Annotated in this window: 15 protein-coding genes; 7 read left to right on the top strand and 8 right to left on the bottom strand. The window is 58.5% G+C overall.

The genetic code is table 11. The features are described from left to right. Positions 1-2 precede the first annotated feature (2 nt). The 3 genes from MRBLMR1_RS16290 to MRBLMR1_RS16300 form a co-directional block, all read right to left on the bottom strand. Positions 3-1952: a methyl-accepting chemotaxis protein gene (locus MRBLMR1_RS16290; protein WP_148147365.1), complete on the bottom strand. Its 1950-nt coding sequence runs from the start codon at positions 1950-1952 to the stop codon at positions 3-5. A gap of 198 nt (positions 1953-2150) precedes the next feature. Next, positions 2151-3875 (bottom strand): peptidoglycan D,D-transpeptidase FtsI family protein, encoded by a 1725-nt coding sequence (locus MRBLMR1_RS16295; protein WP_148147364.1) that lies wholly within the window; start codon positions 3873-3875, stop codon positions 2151-2153. Between the two features lie 151 nt (positions 3876-4026). Next, positions 4027-4251, bottom strand: a complete 225-nt coding sequence (locus tag MRBLMR1_RS16300) for a hypothetical protein (RefSeq protein WP_210297757.1) — start codon at positions 4249-4251, stop codon at positions 4027-4029. A gap of 327 nt (positions 4252-4578) precedes the next feature. Between MRBLMR1_RS16300 and MRBLMR1_RS16305 the strand changes: the two genes are divergently transcribed. Beyond that, the gene (locus tag MRBLMR1_RS16305; RefSeq protein ID WP_500065279.1) at positions 4579-5043 is read left to right on the top strand and encodes a DMP19 family protein; all 465 of its coding nucleotides are present in this window, start codon (positions 4579-4581) and stop codon (positions 5041-5043) included. Between the two features lie 509 nt (positions 5044-5552). Here the strand turns inward: MRBLMR1_RS16305 and MRBLMR1_RS16310 are convergent. The 3 genes from MRBLMR1_RS16310 to groES form a co-directional block, all read right to left on the bottom strand. Further along, a complete protein-coding gene (locus MRBLMR1_RS16310; RefSeq protein ID WP_148142921.1) occupies positions 5553-5918 on the bottom strand; it encodes a hypothetical protein in 366 nt (121 codons plus the stop codon). 653 nt (positions 5919-6571) lie between these two features. After that, positions 6572-8215, bottom strand: coding sequence for a chaperonin GroEL (gene groL, locus MRBLMR1_RS16315; protein ID WP_148142920.1), 1644 nt, complete (start codon positions 8213-8215; stop codon positions 6572-6574). Between the two features lie 56 nt (positions 8216-8271). Next, positions 8272-8568, bottom strand: coding sequence for a co-chaperone GroES (groES, locus tag MRBLMR1_RS16320; protein ID WP_092997992.1), 297 nt, complete (start codon positions 8566-8568; stop codon positions 8272-8274). Between the two features lie 365 nt (positions 8569-8933). Between groES and chrA the strand changes: the two genes are divergently transcribed. The 4 genes from chrA (at position 8934) to MRBLMR1_RS16340 (ending at position 12532) form a co-directional block, all read left to right on the top strand. Beyond that, positions 8934-10265: a chromate efflux transporter gene (gene chrA, locus MRBLMR1_RS16325; RefSeq protein ID WP_500065282.1), complete on the top strand. Its 1332-nt coding sequence runs from the start codon at positions 8934-8936 to the stop codon at positions 10263-10265. Positions 10266-10379: 114 nt separating this feature from the next. Continuing rightward, positions 10380-11228, top strand: coding sequence for a TIGR01459 family HAD-type hydrolase (locus MRBLMR1_RS16330; protein ID WP_148142918.1), 849 nt, complete (start codon positions 10380-10382; stop codon positions 11226-11228). A gap of 55 nt (positions 11229-11283) precedes the next feature. Next, on the top strand, positions 11284-12288 hold the full coding sequence (locus MRBLMR1_RS16335) for a bifunctional riboflavin kinase/FAD synthetase (RefSeq protein WP_148142917.1): 1005 nt from the start codon (positions 11284-11286) through the stop codon (positions 12286-12288). Positions 12289-12292: 4 nt separating this feature from the next. Next, on the top strand, positions 12293-12532 hold the full coding sequence (locus MRBLMR1_RS16340) for a BrnA antitoxin family protein (RefSeq protein WP_148142916.1): 240 nt from the start codon (positions 12293-12295) through the stop codon (positions 12530-12532). A gap of 210 nt (positions 12533-12742) precedes the next feature. Here MRBLMR1_RS16340 and MRBLMR1_RS16345 read toward each other — a convergent pair whose 3' ends face one another. Then, complete coding sequence (locus MRBLMR1_RS16345) at positions 12743-12994, bottom strand: DUF1902 domain-containing protein (RefSeq protein WP_148142915.1); 252 nt, start codon at positions 12992-12994, stop codon at positions 12743-12745. Between the two features lie 318 nt (positions 12995-13312). On the opposite strand from MRBLMR1_RS16345, the gene ileS reads away from it, so the two are divergent. Then, the gene (ileS, locus tag MRBLMR1_RS16350; RefSeq protein WP_148142914.1) at positions 13313-16222 is read left to right on the top strand and encodes an isoleucine--tRNA ligase; all 2910 of its coding nucleotides are present in this window, start codon (positions 13313-13315) and stop codon (positions 16220-16222) included. 135 nt (positions 16223-16357) lie between these two features. Further along, positions 16358-16996, top strand: a complete 639-nt coding sequence (locus tag MRBLMR1_RS16355; RefSeq protein WP_148142913.1) for a hypothetical protein — start codon at positions 16358-16360, stop codon at positions 16994-16996. A gap of 46 nt (positions 16997-17042) precedes the next feature. On the opposite strand, the gene MRBLMR1_RS16360 is transcribed toward MRBLMR1_RS16355, so the two are convergent. Beyond that, positions 17043-17498 carry a nucleoside deaminase gene (locus tag MRBLMR1_RS16360; RefSeq protein ID WP_148142912.1) on the bottom strand — a complete coding sequence of 152 codons (456 nt, stop codon included), beginning with the start codon at positions 17496-17498 and terminating at the stop codon, positions 17043-17045. Between the last annotated feature and the right edge of the window lie 98 nt (positions 17499-17596).

Below are 17596 nucleotides of genomic sequence, written 5' to 3' on the forward strand. Positions count from 1 at the left end.
CTTCAGAACTCCTGCCAATTATCCCCTGCAGCGCTGGGCGCGAGCCCCAGTCCTGCTGCCAGTTTTCCGGCCAGCGACCGTGCGGGCGAGGGGTGAACCTGACGGGCGAGCGCTGTCGGTGAGACGGCGCGCACAGCCGGGGCTGTTGCGATCGGAGCACCCGCACCGAGATCGAAACGGGACACCAGCACACGCAGCCGCTCCGCTTCACCGGCAAGCGCCACGCTGGCGCTGTTTGCCTCTTCCACCATGGCGGCATTCTGCTGCGTGACCTGGTCCATCTGGTTGACCGCGACATTCACCTGCGACATGCCGACCGACTGTTCCTTCGATGATGTGGCAATCGCATCCAGCTGGCTATTGATCGCCGAGACATGATCGCGGATGCCGGCAAGCGCAATACCGGTGGCGCTAACCAGCGAAACGCCGCTTCTGACCTCATCGGCCGAGTTGCGGATCAGCTCCTTGATCTCCTTTGCCGCCTGGGCCGAGCGCTGGGCGAGTTCGCGCACTTCCTGGGCGACCACGGCAAATCCCTTGCCCGCTTCACCTGCGCGCGCGGCCTCCACACCCGCATTCAGCGCCAGAAGATTGGTCTGGAAGGCGATCTCGTCGATCACCCCGATAATGCTGGAAATCTGTTCCGACGACTGTTCGATCTTCTGCATAGCATTGACCGCCTTCGCGACCACCTCACCCGATTGCAGCGCCGATTGATTGGCTTCCACGGCCATTCCGCGCGCCTCTTCCGTGCGGTTAGAGGAATTGGCGACATTCGAGGTGATCTCGTCGAGTGCAGCTGCGGTTTCCTCCAGCGAGGCGGCTTGCTGTTCTGTTCTGCGGGAAAGATCGGCGGCGCTCTGTGAAAGTTCGCGCGAACCGCTGTCGATCGCGCCGGTGGCGTCTGAAACAGCCTGCATCGTGTCACGCAACTGCGCCACGGCGGAATTGAAATCCGATCGAAGGCCTTCGAAATCCGGGCTGAACGGCCGGTTAAGCGTGACTGCCAGATTACCGCTGGAAAGCTGCTTCAGCCCCTCTGCCAGCCCTTCCGTCGCCTGCGCCATGTTTGCTGCCCGCACCCGGTCGGCTTCAGCGTTGCGCTGGCGCTCCGCATCCTGGGCGCTGCGGTTGTCTTGCGCCTGCTGTTCCATTTCGCGGGCGCGCAGGCCGTTATCCTTGAATACCTGCACCGCACCAGCCATCTGGCCCACCTCGTCGCGGCGATCGACGCCGTCGATCGTCACCGAAAGATTGCCGTTGGCCAAGTTGACCATCGTTGCCTGCAACTGCTTGATCGGCCGCACCAGCCAGCTGCGAATGGCAAAGAACCCGACCGACAGCACGACGACAAGACCGAGAAGGACGCCGCCAAGCGTAGTCAATGCTGTGGTATTGGCAGCACTGCCGAGAGTTTCGGCCTTGCCCGATACGCCATTGATGATCGTATCGGTGATTTTCGTCGACGTTTCGGCAAATGCGGCGAACTGCGGCTGGCAGCCGGTCAGGAAAGCCTCCTGCGATGCCTGTATCTCGCCCTCTGTCTTTGCGACCTCGCCGAGCCTGATTGCCGGTGCGCAGGATTGCTGAAGGATCGAAAGGCCGGCAGCCTTCAGCGCATGCAGATCCCGGTTATCAGAAAGAATGCCGATCGCCGCGTCCATCCGCTCGGCAAATCCCGCCTGCGCATGCTGCAGTTCCGCGGTCGCGGCCGCATTGCCTTCCGGCGTGCGCGACATCAAAAGATCACCTATCGCCGCCCGAGCCATCTGGATCGACCGGTTGGCACGCGCCACCGAAAGTGATGCCGTACTCTCCTTGTGCAGAAGATCGCCATAGGACCCGTTGATCTCATAGATGCGTGAACTGCTGTAACCCGCAATGGCGATGGCGAAGATACCAAACAGCGCCATGATGGCCATGAACTTGCCGACGATCGAGATGTGCTTCATCGAAATGCCCCGTGTGCAGAGAGTGCGTCGAGGCCAGGGTAGCGGCAGGTCTTTATGATTAAGTGTCGGCTAATGTATTATTTTATACCTGTCTAAAATTATACTCGCACAGGTGGTGCTGTCGAATTTCATTTGGACCTTGGTTGCAGCATGCTTCTGCCTCCGAGAAGCGAATGTATTCATAGGGGGCAGGCGGTCTCAGTAGTTCGCGACCATCGTCGGTTCGAAATCCGGGACGACATTGAGCATCGGCGCTGCGCGCGCAACGATCTGCTTTACCATCGGCGCTGCCGTATTGGTGGCAAAAGTACTCGTCGTGCCTTCGCCCGAAAGCGGCTCGTCGCAGAAGGACAAAACGACATATTGCGGGTGATCGATCGGGAAGGCCGCCAGATAGGCGTTGAAGCTCAGCGTGTGGGAATATTTGCCGTTGATGACCTTGTTTGCCGTTCCCGTCTTGCCGCCGACATGGAAGCCGGGAACGTCGGCGCTTTTGCCCGAGCCCTCTTCGCCGTTGAGCTTGAACAGGGTGCGGATCGTATCGCTCGTGCTCGGCTTGACGATCCTCACCGCGGTCTGTTCGGCAGCCTCTGCCGTGCGCGGCAAGAAGGTCGGCTCGATCAGCTCGCCGCCATTGACGAGCGCCGCGCCGGCAACCGCCGTCTGCAGCGGCGTGGTCGCCACGCCATGGCCGAAGGAGATAGTGATGGCGTTGATCTTCTTCCACACTTTCGGCTGGCTGGGGGTCTTTACCTCCGGCAGCTCGGTTTCCATCCGGGTCAATAGCCCGAACCTGGTGAGATAGGCCTTCTGGTTGTCCATCCCGACCCGGTCCATCATCTTGGCGGTGCCGATATTGGAGGAGTAGCGAAAAACTTCCGGCACGGTCAGCCAGCGGCGCGGCACGTCGCGGTCGTCATGGATGGTGAAGCGGCCGAAATGAAGCGGCGTCGTGGCGTCGAACGTATCGGAAAGTTTTGTCACGCCGGAATCGAGCGCCATCGCCATCGAAAAGGTTTTGAAGGTCGAGCCCATTTCGAACGTGCCGTTGGTCATCCGGTTCAGCCAGCCGTCTCCGCCATCGGCCTGCGGATCATTGGGATCGAAATCGGGTGCAGAAGCAAGCGCCAGCACTTCGCCGGTGTGAATGTCGATGACGGCCGCACCGGCAGCCTTGCTCTTGTATTCGCTCATCGCGTGGCGAACCGCGTCATAGACGATATTCTGCACCCGGATATCGAGCGAAAGGCGGATCGGCTTCAACGCTTCTTCGGTGGTCAGCCCGACGCTCTTCAGGTCGGAAAGCCCCTGCATATCGAGATACTTTTCCATGCCGGCGACGCCGCGATTGTCGATATCGACATAACCGAGCACATGCGCCGCGATGCGGCCGTCGGGATAGAATCGCTTCACTTCCGGGCGGAAACCGATGGCGGGGATGCCGAGTTTCAGCACTTCGCTCTGCTGCTTCGGCGTCAGCTGGCGGCGAACCCAGATGAATTTCTGGCGCTTGTCGGAAAGCTTGGCATAAAGCGACTTGCGATCGAGATCCGGAAAAAGGGCCGAGATTTTCTCCACCGTCTCATCGAGATCGACGATGCGGAAAGGTTCGGCAAACATCGAAACGGTGTGGATGTCTGTCGCCAGAAGCTCGCCATTGCGATCGGTAATGTCCGGACGCGCCGCGATATTGTTATTGGCGGGAATGGATGCGGTCGCCTCTGCCGGGCTGAAGCCGTATTCGGTCATCCGGGCAAACATCGCGCAATAGGCAAGGATGAAACAGGTCGACAGGATGACGAGGCGGGATCTCGCCTGCTTCGCACTGCCCGGCGCCTTCCGCTTTGCTTTGGCTGAGCGTTTTGCAGAGATCAGCGTTTTCACGCGACCGCTCTTGCGAAGGGAAAAGGCGATAACTGACATGACGGTCTTCTGCTCTCAGGCGGAAGATCATCGACCACCGTGCCGAAGATTGTCTAGGTTCGGATGGTTAACGACACGCTAATATCGCGCGCCGAACCGATCACGAAAACGCGCATTCGGCGACCGGGAGGGGGCACCGAATGCCTGGCCATCACAAGCTCAAGTCCAGACCGAGCTGACTGCTGAGGAAAAATGCGAAGACTGCCAGGGCCAGTACCGCCAGTGCGAACACTGCCGCTACCTTGCCGCCCGTGCGTACCAACGCCAGCGTCTCACCCTTTTCACCCTGATCATAATGCCACTTGATGGCGAAGAACATGGCCAAGCCCAAAGCGGCAGCCTTGAAGATGACGAAGACGACAGGGACCCAATCCATGACAAAGGCTCTCATTTGCATAATCTATGTGCCTTATGCTCTCATTTTGGGCAGATGCATATATCTCATTCTGCAACGCTGATATGTGACAGCATATGGTTGTGTTCGTCGGAGCGGGAACGACTGCTTTCGGCTGGAGGTGGGTTTCCGCTGCGCGCCAATTGCGGTCATCCGATCCGCAGTCTAACGTCAAATCATTTCACGACGTCTTCGCAGGTCAAGCTTTTGATGTTCGTGTGGCCACAACGGATCGGTCGCGTCCAGCACCAGTACCCATTGATTGGGAGTTGGAGCTGAAACACCTTTGAGTTTCGACGGGAAGAGATGATGGCGATTTACGATGATCTAAATTCGCTCGATGACTGGCTTCTGAGGCAGGCGATAGATCAGGCTGAACAAGGCATCTCCATTGAAGATCAGCTTATCCCCCAGACGGTGGCAATGCTTGGCCAGCCAAACGTCTATCTCTATGCCACAGCACTCTTCGACGGAGAGGTCGGGAATGGCGGCATCCAGCAATTCCTTAATAACTCGTCGGGAGCTTTAGCTCTCACTGTTCGTGATGCGCTGCAGGACATGCTCTTACCCGAATACGCGGGTATCATGAGCAGGATTATCGATACGTTCGGAGCATCGTTTCCTGTAAGTCAGCTTGATCGGATGGATCGGATTGACGGCGACCCAGAGCTGCAGATCATTCTCGACGAAGCCTACGAAGCCGTAGATGTTTGGAGCAGTGACTACATCCTGGCACGTGAACGATATGCAAAGAAAAACCATCTACTAAAGTAGTGCCATAGAGTGCTTTTCATGGCTCGATGGCGGCGTCGGGCCGACACCCGACAGTGGCATTCCGCTTCGCACCAAAAGGGCCATTGCGGCAACTATCGCAACGGATATAATTCTTGCACGTTTGCGATCAACTTGGAGAAACTATGTCTCTGGGGCTTATAAATCTTCTGCCCTGCATCGTCCTCATCATATCAATTTTGACGGTGCGCCGAGGCGTCCGGACTTGGATATCCTCGATCGTGGTTGGAGCCTTACTGTTCATCGCGATATCGGAGCTTCGAATGGGAGTAGCTCGAAGCTGTCAAATTGATGAGAGCGAATGTGTCGGCGCGAAAGCAACATCCTATTTGGTTGTGGCAGTATGGATACCCTTAGTCATAGCCTTTTTGGGGCGCGTGATCGCTGTAAACCGTGCGAAGTGTTAGCGCTGCAATGACGGGTTTGGGCCGACTGCCACCTTCCGGTTCGCGCCAATTCCGATCATTCGTTATTGGAAACTGAGGTGACCGCTATTCTTCGGCGCAACGACCTTTGATGAGGAACGTGCGTATGGCCCTTCGAGCGATCGGCTGAATATGCGTTGGCCAGCCTGTTGCAATGAATTCGTCGTCGGACATGTGTTGCGGTGTAGCTTCGGCTGCATTCAGCATTTGATTTAGAAGTTCGTGAGCTGCGGCCGTCTCGTCCATCGACATTGTGGAAAGCGGCACAAAATTCCCATCTTCGGGAAAATAATCGAAGAACCAATTGAAATATCCGCCGAAACCAAACAGCTTCACTGCCTCATCGCCATCAGCGAGAGATTCAATCACCTCAATAATGCGATTACGGAGGCGCTGATCTATCAGATGTTTCGGGATTCTCTCGTCACTCATGGGTTCTAACGCACATCCCGTCGCGACCGATCAGTAACAAGCCTTTGTTCCGGTTTCGGCCCAGGCCAGTCGCAGCCATCGTATACCTAGATTTACATGAACAAACAGCGCTTTGATGTCCGCTTTGGGCATAAGCGGACATTAACGTGGTTGAGAAAGTATGACCGCAAATAAACAGCGAGTGTACATTTTCTTTGAGACCGATGCCACAATGACAGAAGGTAAAACAATCCAGAGCGTCGCGGCGAAGGCACCAATTCTTGTTGCTATCGCCATAGTGTTGGGCCTCATTCCTAGCACCTTGATGGCATTGGGGTCGCAAGGATTTACAATAGGTCTAACCGTTCTCTTGCTCACGTTAGCGCTCTGCGCGCTTGGGTTTGCGTCAGGAAAATTTCGCATATTCTGGTGTTGCTGGGGTGTTGCATCGGCTGCTTGTTTCCTTCTGTTCGGAATGGCGACCCCTGTCGGAATGGCGCTAGCTCTGCCTATTTTCTTATCGAATTGACCCTGATCCACTAAACGCGTTTCGTCCGCAATGGGCCGAGAGCCGCCGTCTGCATTCCCACCTTTCCACAACGCAAAAAAGGGCGGCCTTGCGACCGCCCTTCTATTCCTGAACCGGATGGCTCAGACATGAGACCTCAACGGTCTCACATCATGTCCATGCCGCCCATGCCGCCCATGCCGCCAGGCATGCCGCCGCCAGCTGCTTCCTTCTTCGGAAGTTCGGCGATCATGGCTTCGGTGGTGATCAGCAGCGAAGCAACCGAAGCTGCGTTCTGCAGAGCCGTGCGAACAACCTTGACCGGGTCGACGATGCCCATGGCGATCATGTCGCCATATTCAGACGTCTGGGCGTTGTAGCCGTAGTTGTCTTCGTTCTTCTCGAGGATCTTGCCGACCACGATCGAAGCTTCGTCACCGGCGTTTTCAGAGATCTGGCGAACCAGAGACTGCAGAGCGCGGCGAACGATGTTGACACCAGCTTCCTGGTCGTCGTTCGCACCCTTGACGGTGATCTTGGAAGCCGAACGGAGCAGGGCAACGCCGCCGCCCGGTACGATGCCTTCCTGAACGGCCGCGCGGGTTGCGTTCAGAGCATCGTCGATGCGGTCCTTGCGTTCCTTGACTTCGATTTCGGTCGAGCCGCCAACGCGGATGACGGCAACGCCACCAGCGAGCTTGGCAAGACGTTCCTGCAGCTTTTCGCGGTCGTAGTCCGAAGTGGTTTCTTCGATCTGCGCCTTGATCTGGGCTACGCGGCCTTCGATGTCAGCCTTCTGGCCGGCGCCGTCGACGATCGTCGTGTTTTCCTTGGAGATCGAAACCTTCTTGGAACGGCCGAGCATGTCGAGGGTGACGTTTTCGAGCTTGATGCCGAGGTCTTCGGAGATGACGGTGCCGCCCGTGAGGATGGCGATGTCTTCCAGCATGGCCTTGCGGCGATCGCCGAAGCCCGGAGCCTTGACGGCAGCAATCTTCAGGCCGCCACGCAGCTTGTTGACGACGAGCGTTGCAAGAGCTTCGCCTTCGACGTCTTCAGCGATGATGACGAGCGGCTTGCCGGTCTGAACGACGGCTTCCAGAACCGGAAGCATCGCCTGCAGGTTCGAGAGCTTCTTTTCGTGCAGCAGGATGTACGCGTCTTCGAGGTCCGCGATCATCTTTTCCGGGTTGGTCACGAAGTAAGGCGACAGGTAGCCGCGGTCGAACTGCATGCCTTCGACGACTTCGAGTTCGGTTTCAGCGGTCTTGGCTTCTTCGACGGTGATGACGCCTTCGTTGCCAACCTTCTGCATGGCTTCAGCAATGTCGTTACCGACCTGCGTGTCGCCGTTTGCGGAGATCGTGCCGACCTGGGCAACTTCAGCCGAGGTGGAGATCTTCTTTGCCTTGGCCTGCAGGTCCTTGACGACTTCGAGAACGGCCAGATCGATACCGCGCTTCAGGTCCATCGGGTTCATGCCGGCAGCAACTGCCTTGGCGCCTTCGCGAACGATCGCGCGGGCCAGAACGGTTGCGGTCGTGGTGCCGTCACCGGCGATGTCGTTGGTCTTCGAAGCAACTTCGCGGACCATCTGGGCGCCCATGTTTTCGAACTTGTCTTCAAGTTCGATTTCCTTGGCGACCGATACACCGTCCTTGGTGATGCGCGGAGCGCCGAAGGACTTGTCGATAACAACGTTACGACCCTTCGGGCCGAGCGTTACCTGCACTGCGTCAGCGAGGATGTCGACGCCGCGCAGCATCTTTTCGCGCGCAGAGCGGCCGAATTTTACTTCTTTAGCTGCCATTTTGAGAGCTCCTGAATAGAGGTTTCAGCGAATTACGAAAAAAGCGTTGCCGGCAATCAGCCGATAACGCCCATGATGTCGGATTCCTTCATAATCAGAAGGTCTTCGCCGTTAAGCTTGACTTCGGTGCCGGACCACTTGCCGAACAGAACGCGGTCGCCGACCTTCACGTCGAGAGCAACGAGTGCGCCCTTGTCGTCACGTGCGCCGGAGCCGACTGCGATGATTTCGCCTTCAGCCGGCTTTTCCTTGGCGGTGTCCGGAATGATGATGCCGCCCTTGGTCTTTTCTTCAGACTCGACGCGCTTTACGACAACGCGATCGTGCAGGGGGCGGAAAGTTGTGCTTGCCATTGTCTAATCCCTCGATCAAATGACATGGACAGGTCTCAGGAATAAGACCCGCGGATCTCGTTTAGCACTCCTCGGATGAGAGTGCTAACGGAGCCCGAGATAAGGGTGGCCATCGGGCGAGTCAAGAACGGGCTCGAAATTTTCGTTGCCGCTCTGCAACATCAAGCAAAACAGGATTAACAGCCAACGGCCATTACTCTCCTGCTCTGGCGAGACGGCTTCTGTCAGAAGAGTTTGACCTCAGCATGGCAGCTGCCGATGAAGCCAGCCAATGAAGCCAGCCAATGAAAATTGTCATATAGCTTTAACATGACATTTTTACTGAGGCGCATTCCTTTTGAGGATGTCGGTTTAGGGGTGGGCATATGGCGGCGATTGACGATGTGGGAAAATCGGATAGCACTCATCCCACACTTGCCGAACTAACTTCCGTCTTCGCCCGCATCGGCTGTTTGAGCTTCGGTGGCCCGGCAGCGCAGATAGCAATGATGCACCGTGCAGTCGTGGAGGAAAAACGCTGGCTCTCGGAGGAGCGGTTCCTGCATGCCCTGAACTACTGCATGCTGCTGCCGGGACCGGAGGCGCAACAGCTCGCCACCTATATCGGCTGGCTGACCCATGGCACCCGCGGCGGCATCATTTCCGGGCTGATTTTCATTCTGCCCGGCCTCGTCGTCATCACCATCCTGTCGGCCGCCTACGCGCTCTGGCAGGAAACCACATGGCTGGCCGGTCTGTTCTTTGGGCTCAAGGCCACAGTTCTTGCCATCGTCGTCGAGGCGGTCATTCGGCTCTCGAAGAAGACGCTGAAGAGCGGGTTTCTCTGTCTTGTGGCAGCCACGGCCTTCGTGGCGCTGTTTATTTTTTCTGTACCCTTTCCGGTCGTGGTTCTCGCTGCTGCCTCTGCCGGTTTCCTCAATGCCCGGCGAACCGGTGTCACCACGGCACCAACAGACCTCACCGATCTTCACGCACCACCATCACCGGGCAGGGCGATCATGAGCCTGATCGGCTGGATCATCGTCTGGCAATTGCCGCTTCTGATCCTTTGGGCCTTTTCCGCACCGGATGGCCTGACAAGTCTTTTCTCCTTCTTCTCAAAAATGGCGCTGGTCACCTTCGGCGGTGCTTATGCGGTTTTGGCCTATGTGGCGCAGGTCGGTGTCGAGCAATATGGCTGGCTGAAGCCGGGCGAAATGCTGGATGGGTTGGCGCTGGCCGAAACCACGCCGGGGCCGCTCGTTCTCGTTCTTTCCTTCGTTGGTTTCCTCACCGGTTTTCGCGAGGCTTCCGGGGTCGTCGGAGGCGTTCTCGGCGCTTTGCTGGTAGCCTGGGCGACCTTCGTTCCGAGCTTCATCTTCATTTTTGCCGGCGCGCCTTATATCGAGCGCCTGCGCGGTAATCGCATCCTGTCCGGCGCGCTGTCGGCGATCACTGCGGCGATTGTCGGCGTCATCCTCAACCTCGCCATCTGGTTCGGCCTGCATGTTCTGTTTCGCGAAGTAGGAAAGGTCGAACTCGTGCCGTCGCTTGAGCTTGAACTGGCGCTGCCGGTCTGGGCAAGCCTCGATCCGGTGGCAGCAGTTCTGTTCCTGCTCTCGGCCGTTTTGCTGTTCCGGATGAAGCTCGGCATGATGCCGGTTCTCGGTATCTGCGCCGCGGCCGGGCTGGCGGTTCGCTTGTCGGCGCTCATGTAACGGCCGCATGAAATATACCGCACTGCACGCAAATCTCCTTGCCATCCAGGCCACGCTTTGCGACATCAGCGCCAGATATGTGAGGCCAGACGTGGCAGAAGGTGATCGACAGGCATGGCAAAGCGCATCCAGAATTTGAGTGAAGTCATTGGCGGCTACGATGTGGTTCTGTCCGATGTCTGGGGCGTGGTGCATAACGGTGTTGCAGCCTTTCCGCATTCCTGTCAGGCGTTGGCCGCAGCCCGCAAGGCCGGCGCGACGGTCGTTCTGATCACCAATTCCCCGCGGCCCGCGCCGGGCGTCATCGAGCAGCTGAAACTGCTCGGCGTCGAAGACGGCACCTATGACCGCATCGTCACATCCGGCGACGTGACCCGCCACCTGATCGCCGAAGGCCCGAAAAAGGTCTTTCTGCTCGGCCCCGAGCGCGACATGCCGCTTTTCGATGGCCTCGACGTCGAGGTCGTCTCGGCCGACGAGGCGGAAGCGATCGTCTGCACCGGCTTCTTCGATGACGAGAAGGAAGTGCCGGAAGACTATACCGAGATGCTGAAGGCCTTGGTTGCCCGCGACGTGCCTTTCATCTGCGCCAACCCGGATCTCGTCGTCGAGCGTGGCCACAAGATCATTCCATGCGCCGGTGCCGTTGCCGCCTATTACGAACAGCTCGGCGGCAAGACCCGCATCGCCGGCAAGCCGCATTTCCCGATCTACGAGGCCTCGCTTGCGGCCGCCCGCGAAGTGCGCGGCGAGTTCGACAGGTCGAAGGTGCTCGCTGTTGGCGACGGCATGCCGACCGATGTGCGCGGCGCGCTTTCGCAAGGCCTCGACCTGCTTTATATCAGCGCTGGTATCCATGTGGCGGAATACACCGTCAACGGCGAGACGGACGAGGCCATCCTGCAGGCCTGGTTGAAAAGCGAAAACGCCGCGCCGAAATTCTGGATGCCCAGACTTGCTTGATTGATCTGGCCTAACCGGTCTCGTAATATAAAATAGCCTGCCCCGGACCTGTCTCATGACCGTATTTCACCGCAACGAAAAGAAGGATCCGCTGCCCGAGGCTCTGAAGGGCGGAGTGGTCGCGATCGGCAACTTCGACGGCGTGCATCGCGGTCATCGCAGCGTGCTCGAACGTGCGCTGAAGCTGGCGGAAGAACGCGGTGTACCGGCTCTGGTCCTGACCTTCGAGCCGCATCCGCGTACCGTCTTCAAGCCTGACCAGCCGGTTTTCCGCATCACGCCGGCGCCGGTGAAGGCGCGGCTCCTGGAGGCGATGGGGTTCCATTCGGTGATCGAATATCCGTTCGATCGCGATTTTGCCGGCCGCTCCGCCGAAGAGTTCATCCGGTCTATTTTGGTCGACTGGCTGGGCGCGAGTGCAGTCGTCACCGGCTTCGATTTCCATTTCGGCAAGGGCCGCGAGGGTGGGCCGGCCTTCCTGATGGCCGCCGGTGAGCGCCACGGTTTTTCCGTCTCGCTGGTCGATGCCTTCCGCGATGAAAACGCCGAGGTGATTTCATCAAGCCGTATCCGCGAATTGCTGGGCGAGGGGGATGTCGCTCAGGCAGCCGGCCTGCTCGGTTATCGCTATACGGTGGAAGCCGAAGTGATCGACGGGGAAAAGCTCGGCCGCCAGCTCGGTTTTCCTACCGCCAATATGCGGCTGGCGCCCGAGGCGGAATTGAAGCCCGGCATCTATGCCGTCCGGTTTCGTCGTGCCGATGGTACGCTTTATGACGGCGTGGCAAGTTACGGCCGCCGCCCGACGGTGACCGATAACGGCGCTCCGTTGCTCGAAACCTATCTCTTCGATTTTTCCGGTTCGCTCTATGGCGAAGTCTGCGCCGTCTCGTTCTTCGGCCATCTGCGCGACGAACTGAAATTCGACGGGCTTGACCCGCTTGTGGCGCAGATCCGCCGCGACGAGGAAGAGGCGAGGGCGCTGCTTTCCGGCGTTCAGCCGATCAGTGAACTGGATGCGAAGATCGCATTCGCCTTCAACGCAGAAAACGAAGGATAAGATCATGGCAAGCACCCCGCGCCGACCCGCCAACCCGATGGATGCCGCCGAAGCCCTGTTCAAGCCGGCAAAGAAAGCCGCCGCAGCACCTGTCGAAAAGCGCGCCCTGCCGGAAGTGAAGGAACTTGTCTCGATCAAGCTCGACAGCGCGGTTATCGAATATTTTCAGGAAGACGGCCCCGGCTGGCAGGACCGCATCAACGATGCACTGCGCGGTGTGATGGCGGCAAATCCGAGGGGTTGAAGAGCAGTCGTTTTTTAAAGGCGCTTTTCCGAGCCCGCATCTTTCAGGATAGCGTTGGCGGTGTGTCGACTCAAAAGATTATGCGGAAGCAATATGATCTTTCCGGTGTCTCGCGAGCGCCATTTTCATGCGAACCCTTCGCGTTGGCCAGATATTCATAACCGAGTTCCGAAATGATCGTGCGGACGGTTTTGTAAAAACCATCGACCATCAGGCCGCAGCCGGAATGCTGGCAGGTCTCTCCCAGAGAATTGCTGGAATGAGATCTCTGATCGGTGTGTCAGCAAGGTCTGCTGCTGACATATGGTTGGCGACGATCAGATCGATGGCTGCGTCGAAGAGCACGTCCTCGAAAGCATTTACGGTCGGAGCTTCGATATGGAGGCCGTCGATATCGCTCTCGGAATAAAAGACCTTGGCCTCTTCATCCCAAACGGCTTTTACGAAAAACGTTCTTTTCATAACAACGGCCCAAACCTGTTCTGGTACAGTCGCGGCAAGAATATACGACCTCGCGGCAGTCAGGCAATCATGTCGTCTCGCCAATCCGATTTCCCCCTTCCTTTCCGCCCCAAAACGCCTTAATAACCGCGTCCATGACAGTTTTCCGGTCGGCCCAGATCATCGCTCTGATGATCATACGAATTATAGGCCCGGCTTTCCGCGCTGCTTGATCAAGCTGCGGGAAGGTCCGGGATTTTGGCGTTTGAACAGCGCCTCCGCCACCGAATTCTCATCCGCATCGCGCCGAAACGTGGCGCCAAGAGACGATTGCCTGATATGACCGATACTGCTGAAAAGCTCGATTACTCGAAGACCCTTTATCTGCCCGAGACGGAATTCCCGATGCGCGCCGGCCTGCCGCAGAAGGAGCCGGAAACCGTTGCCCGCTGGCAGCAGATGGACCTCTACAGACAACTGCGCACCTCCGCCGTCGGCCGCGAAAAGTTCGTGCTGCACGATGGGCCTCCCTACGCCAACGGCAACATCCATATCGGCCATGCGCTGAACAAGATCCTGAAGGACGTCATCACCCGCTCGTTCCAGATGCGCGGTTATGACTCGAATTACGTTCCGGGCTGGGATTGCCACGGCCTGCCGATCGAGTGGAAGATCGAGGAAGAAAACTACCGCGCCAAGGGCAAGGCCAAGCCGGACCTGAAGCAGCCGGACGCGATGATCGAATTCCGCAAGGAATGCCGTGCCTATGCCGAAAAATGGATCAAGATCCAGGGCGACGAATTCAAGCGCCTCGGCATCGTCGGCGATTTCGACAACCCGTATCTGACGATGAACTTTCACGCGGAAAGCCGCATCGCCGGTGAACTCTTGAAGATCGCCATGAGCGGCCAGCTTTATCGCGGTTCCAAGCCGATCATGTGGTCGGTGGTCGAGCGCACGGCGCTGGCGGAAGCGGAAGTCGAATACCACGATTACGAGAGCGACACGATCTGGGTGAAGTTCCCGGTCGTCGGCGCTGCCGAACTCTCCGACGCTCACGTTGTCATCTGGACCACCACTCCGTGGACCATCCCCGGCAACCGCGCCGTCGCCTATTCGCCAAAGGTCGCTTATGGCCTTTACGAAGTGACCGAAGCCGTCAACGACTTCGGTCCGCAGCCGGGTGAAAAGCTGATCTTTGCCGATGCGCTGGCGGAAGAGTCCGCCACTAAGGCAAAGCTCACTTTCAAGAAGCTACGTGGTGTCTCGGCCGAGGAGATGGCTGCCCTGACGCTTACTCATCCCTTGAAGGGCCTCGGCGGCGGTTACGACTTCGCCGTTCCGCTTCTCGCCGGCGATCACGTTACCGATGATGCCGGTACCGGTTTCGTCCACACCGCTCCTTCCCACGGCCGTGAAGACTTCGAGGCATGGATGTCGTCGGTCAAGGAACTGGAAGCCAGGGGCATCGATACCCGCATCCCGTTCCCGGTCGACGATAGCGGCACCTACACCGCCGACGCCCCCGGTTTCGAGGGCGCCCGCGTCATGGATGACAACGGCAAGAAGGGTGATGCCAACGACCGCGTCATCAAGGCGCTGATCGAACGTAACGCGCTGTTTGCCCGTGGCCGCCTGAAGCATTCCTATCCGCATTCCTGGCGCTCCAAGAAGCCGATCATCTTCCGCAACACGCCGCAATGGTTCGTCTATATGGACAAGGACCTGAAGGACGGCACAACGCTGCGCACCCGTGCGCTGTCTGCGATCGACGACACCCGTTTCGTCCCCGCCGGCGGCCAGAACCGTCTACGCGCCATGATCGAACAGCGCCCGGACTGGGTGCTTTCGCGTCAGCGCGCCTGGGGCGTCCCGATCTGCGTGTTTGCCGATGAAGAAGGCAATGTCCTGCAGGATGAAGAGGTCAACAAGCGCATTCTCGAAGCCTTCGATGCCGAAGGTGCCGATGCCTGGTTCGCCGAAGGCGCCAAGGAACGGTTCCTGGGCAATGGCCACGACCACGGAAAGTGGACGCAGGTCATGGATATCCTCGATGTCTGGTTCGACAGTGGCTCGACCCACACCTTCACGCTGGAAGACCGCCCGGACCTGAAATGGCCGGCCGACGTCTATCTCGAAGGTTCCGACCAGCATCGTGGCTGGTTCCATTCCTCGCTTCTGGAATCGGCTGCCACCCGCGGCCGCGCGCCTTATGACACGGTCGTCACCCATGGTTTCACCATGGATGAAAAGGGCCAGAAAATGTCGAAGTCGCTCGGCAACGTCGTCTCCCCGCAGGACGTGATGAAGGATGCCGGTGCGGATATCCTGCGTCTCTGGGTCATGACCACCGACTATTGGGAAGACCAGCGCCTCGGCAAGACGATCATTCAGACGAATGTCGATGCCTATCGCAAGCTGCGCAACACCATCCGCTGGATGCTCGGCACGCTGGCGCATGACGAGGGCGAAGAGATCGCCTACGCCGATCTGCCGGAACTCGAAAAGCTGATGCTGCATCGCCTGTATGAGCTCGATAAGCTCGTACGCGAAGGCTATGATGCGTTCGAATTCAAGAAGATCACCCGTGCGCTGATCGATTTTGCCAATATCGAACTCTCGGCTTTCTATTTCGATATCCGCAAGGACGCGCTGTATTGTGATGCCCCGTCTTCGCCGCGCCGCCGCGCTTCGCTTGCTGTCATCCGCAAAATCTTTGAGGCCACTGTCACCTGGCTTGCCCCGATGCTGCCTTTCACCACCGAAGAGGCCTGGCTGTCGCTGAAACCGGATGCGGTCTCGGTGCATCTCGAACAGTTCCCGCAGGTGCCTGCCGAGTGGAAGAACGACGCGGTTGCCGAAAAGTGGGCGAAGATCCGCAAGGTTCGTTCGGTCGTGACAGGCGCACTTGAAATCGAGCGCAAGGACAAGCGCATCGGCTCGTCGCTGGAAGCAGCACCCGTCGTCTATGTTGCCGATGCCGAATTGTTGAAGGCGCTGGAAGGTCTCGAATTCGAGGAAACCTGCATCACTTCGGCCATCACGATCACGGCAGGTGAAGGCCCGGAAACGGCTTTCCGTCTGCCGGAAGTCGCGGGCGTGTCGGTCGATCCGAAGCTGGCTGAGGGCACCAAATGCGCTCGTTCGTGGCGTGTGACGACCGATGTCGGTGCCGATCCGGCCTGGCCGGATGTCTCGGCGCGCGATGCTGCGGCGCTGACTGAACTTGCCAAGCTTGGCAAGTTGTAATCTCATGAACCGTGCCGGATGATTGCGCTTAAGCGCGTCATCCGGTATTCCTGCCTGAAATTGGCCGGATTTATCCGTCAGGTCGATGGCAATAGTCTATGAGGCGTCGAGGCGGGCGTCCGTGGTAGGGGTTTGATGGAAACGACGAAAACCTTGCGTATGGCCCTTGGTGCGGCCGGTATTCTGGTTGCGACCGTGACGCTTTCCGGCTGCATGGGAAGCCCGACCTACGGCACAGACAAGACTGCCATGGAACAATTGGGCGATGACGTGACTTCGGCCATCGATATCGGTGGCGATCGCGCCAAGGAAAAGGCGAAGATCCGCTACAACCCACGTCCTGCGCTGGTCGTCGCCAGCCATCAGGAAGGCGGGGCGTTGCCACCGCCGCAGCAATCGCTTGCCAACCGCGAAAACAACCCGAACTGGGTCGAATCGCCGGAAGAGGCACGTGAGCGCCTTCGTCAGGAAGCGACCGACAACCAGAGCAACCCGAACTACCGTTCACCGCTTCTGGCCGGCAAGGGCCAGGCCGGGCAGTTGACGGAATCGCAGAAGTGGGAAGCCTTCCGTCAGGCGAAAGCCAACGCAAACGATCCGGGCATCAGCGGAGGCCGCCGTTCGCTCTCCGATCCGCCGACGGAATTCCGAACTGCAGATGCGCAGACCCTGCAGGATCTGGGTGAGCCGGAGACCAAGAAGGAAGCTCGCCGCAAGAAGGAAGCCGAGGCCGCTTCCACAAAGGGCTCTGCCTGGTGGAAGCCCTTCCAGTAAGATTGAGCGAACGAGGCTCGGCCAAGCCGGGCCTTTTTTGTAAGTCTTATTTGTCCCGTCGGGACCGGAAAAAGTCGATGAGCAGGTCTGCCGCCGGCACTTCGGCAATGCCGGAATAGACTTCGGGCGCATGGTGGCAGGTGGGTTGCGAGAAAAACCGCACGCCGTTTTCCACAGCGCCGCCCTTGGGATCGTTGGCGCCGTAATAAAGCCGGCGGATACGGGCGAAGGATATGGCGCCGGCGCACATGGTACATGGCTCCAGCGTCACATAGAGATCCGCTCCGCCAAGCCGCTCGCTTCCGACCTTGGCGGCAGCCGCGCGGATCACGGCAATTTCGGCATGGGCGGTAATGTCGTTTTCGGCTCGGGTGCGGTTGCCTGAGCGGGCGACAATCTCGCCGTCGATGACGAGTACGGCACCGACTGGAACCTCGCCGCGTTCGGCGGCATTTCTGGCTTCTGTCAGTGCGGCATCCATGAAGCTGTCGCTCTTAGGCATTTCAGCGATTTCCTCTTAACCCGGATCGCATGAACTGGTAGGAAGCATGCAACGCGAAGCGCGCCCCACGGGTGTGCATCCATCTGGTCAACACGAAC

Origin of the sequence: Neorhizobium sp. LMR1-1-1.1 (assembly GCF_040675795.1) — a bacterium.
GTDB lineage: Bacteria > Pseudomonadota > Alphaproteobacteria > Rhizobiales > Rhizobiaceae > Neorhizobium > Neorhizobium cellulosilyticum.

Excerpts from the sequence above, each read along its gene's own strand:
- MRBLMR1_RS16290 (WP_148147365.1), bottom strand. The coding sequence starts at position 1,952 with ATGAAGCACATCTCGATCGTCGGCAAGTTCATGGCCATCATGGCGCTG.
- MRBLMR1_RS16295 (WP_148147364.1), bottom strand. The coding sequence starts at position 3,875 with ATGTCAGTTATCGCCTTTTCCCTTCGCAAGAGCGGTCGCGTGAAAACG.
- MRBLMR1_RS16300 (WP_210297757.1), bottom strand. The coding sequence starts at position 4,251 with ATGGATTGGGTCCCTGTCGTCTTCGTCATCTTCAAGGCTGCCGCTTTG.
- MRBLMR1_RS16305 (WP_500065279.1), top strand. The coding sequence starts at position 4,579 with ATGGCGATTTACGATGATCTAAATTCGCTCGATGACTGGCTTCTGAGG.
- MRBLMR1_RS16310 (WP_148142921.1), bottom strand. The coding sequence starts at position 5,918 with ATGAGTGACGAGAGAATCCCGAAACATCTGATAGATCAGCGCCTCCGT.
- groL (WP_148142920.1), bottom strand. The coding sequence starts at position 8,215 with ATGGCAGCTAAAGAAGTAAAATTCGGCCGCTCTGCGCGCGAAAAGATG.
- groES (WP_092997992.1), bottom strand. The coding sequence starts at position 8,568 with ATGGCAAGCACAACTTTCCGCCCCCTGCACGATCGCGTTGTCGTAAAG.
- chrA (WP_500065282.1), top strand. The coding sequence starts at position 8,934 with ATGGCGGCGATTGACGATGTGGGAAAATCGGATAGCACTCATCCCACA.
- MRBLMR1_RS16330 (WP_148142918.1), top strand. The coding sequence starts at position 10,380 with ATGGCAAAGCGCATCCAGAATTTGAGTGAAGTCATTGGCGGCTACGAT.
- MRBLMR1_RS16335 (WP_148142917.1), top strand. The coding sequence starts at position 11,284 with ATGACCGTATTTCACCGCAACGAAAAGAAGGATCCGCTGCCCGAGGCT.
- MRBLMR1_RS16340 (WP_148142916.1), top strand. The coding sequence starts at position 12,293 with ATGGCAAGCACCCCGCGCCGACCCGCCAACCCGATGGATGCCGCCGAA.
- MRBLMR1_RS16345 (WP_148142915.1), bottom strand. The coding sequence starts at position 12,994 with ATGAAAAGAACGTTTTTCGTAAAAGCCGTTTGGGATGAAGAGGCCAAG.
- ileS (WP_148142914.1), top strand. The coding sequence starts at position 13,313 with ATGACCGATACTGCTGAAAAGCTCGATTACTCGAAGACCCTTTATCTG.
- MRBLMR1_RS16355 (WP_148142913.1), top strand. The coding sequence starts at position 16,358 with ATGGAAACGACGAAAACCTTGCGTATGGCCCTTGGTGCGGCCGGTATT.
- MRBLMR1_RS16360 (WP_148142912.1), bottom strand. The coding sequence starts at position 17,498 with ATGCCTAAGAGCGACAGCTTCATGGATGCCGCACTGACAGAAGCCAGA.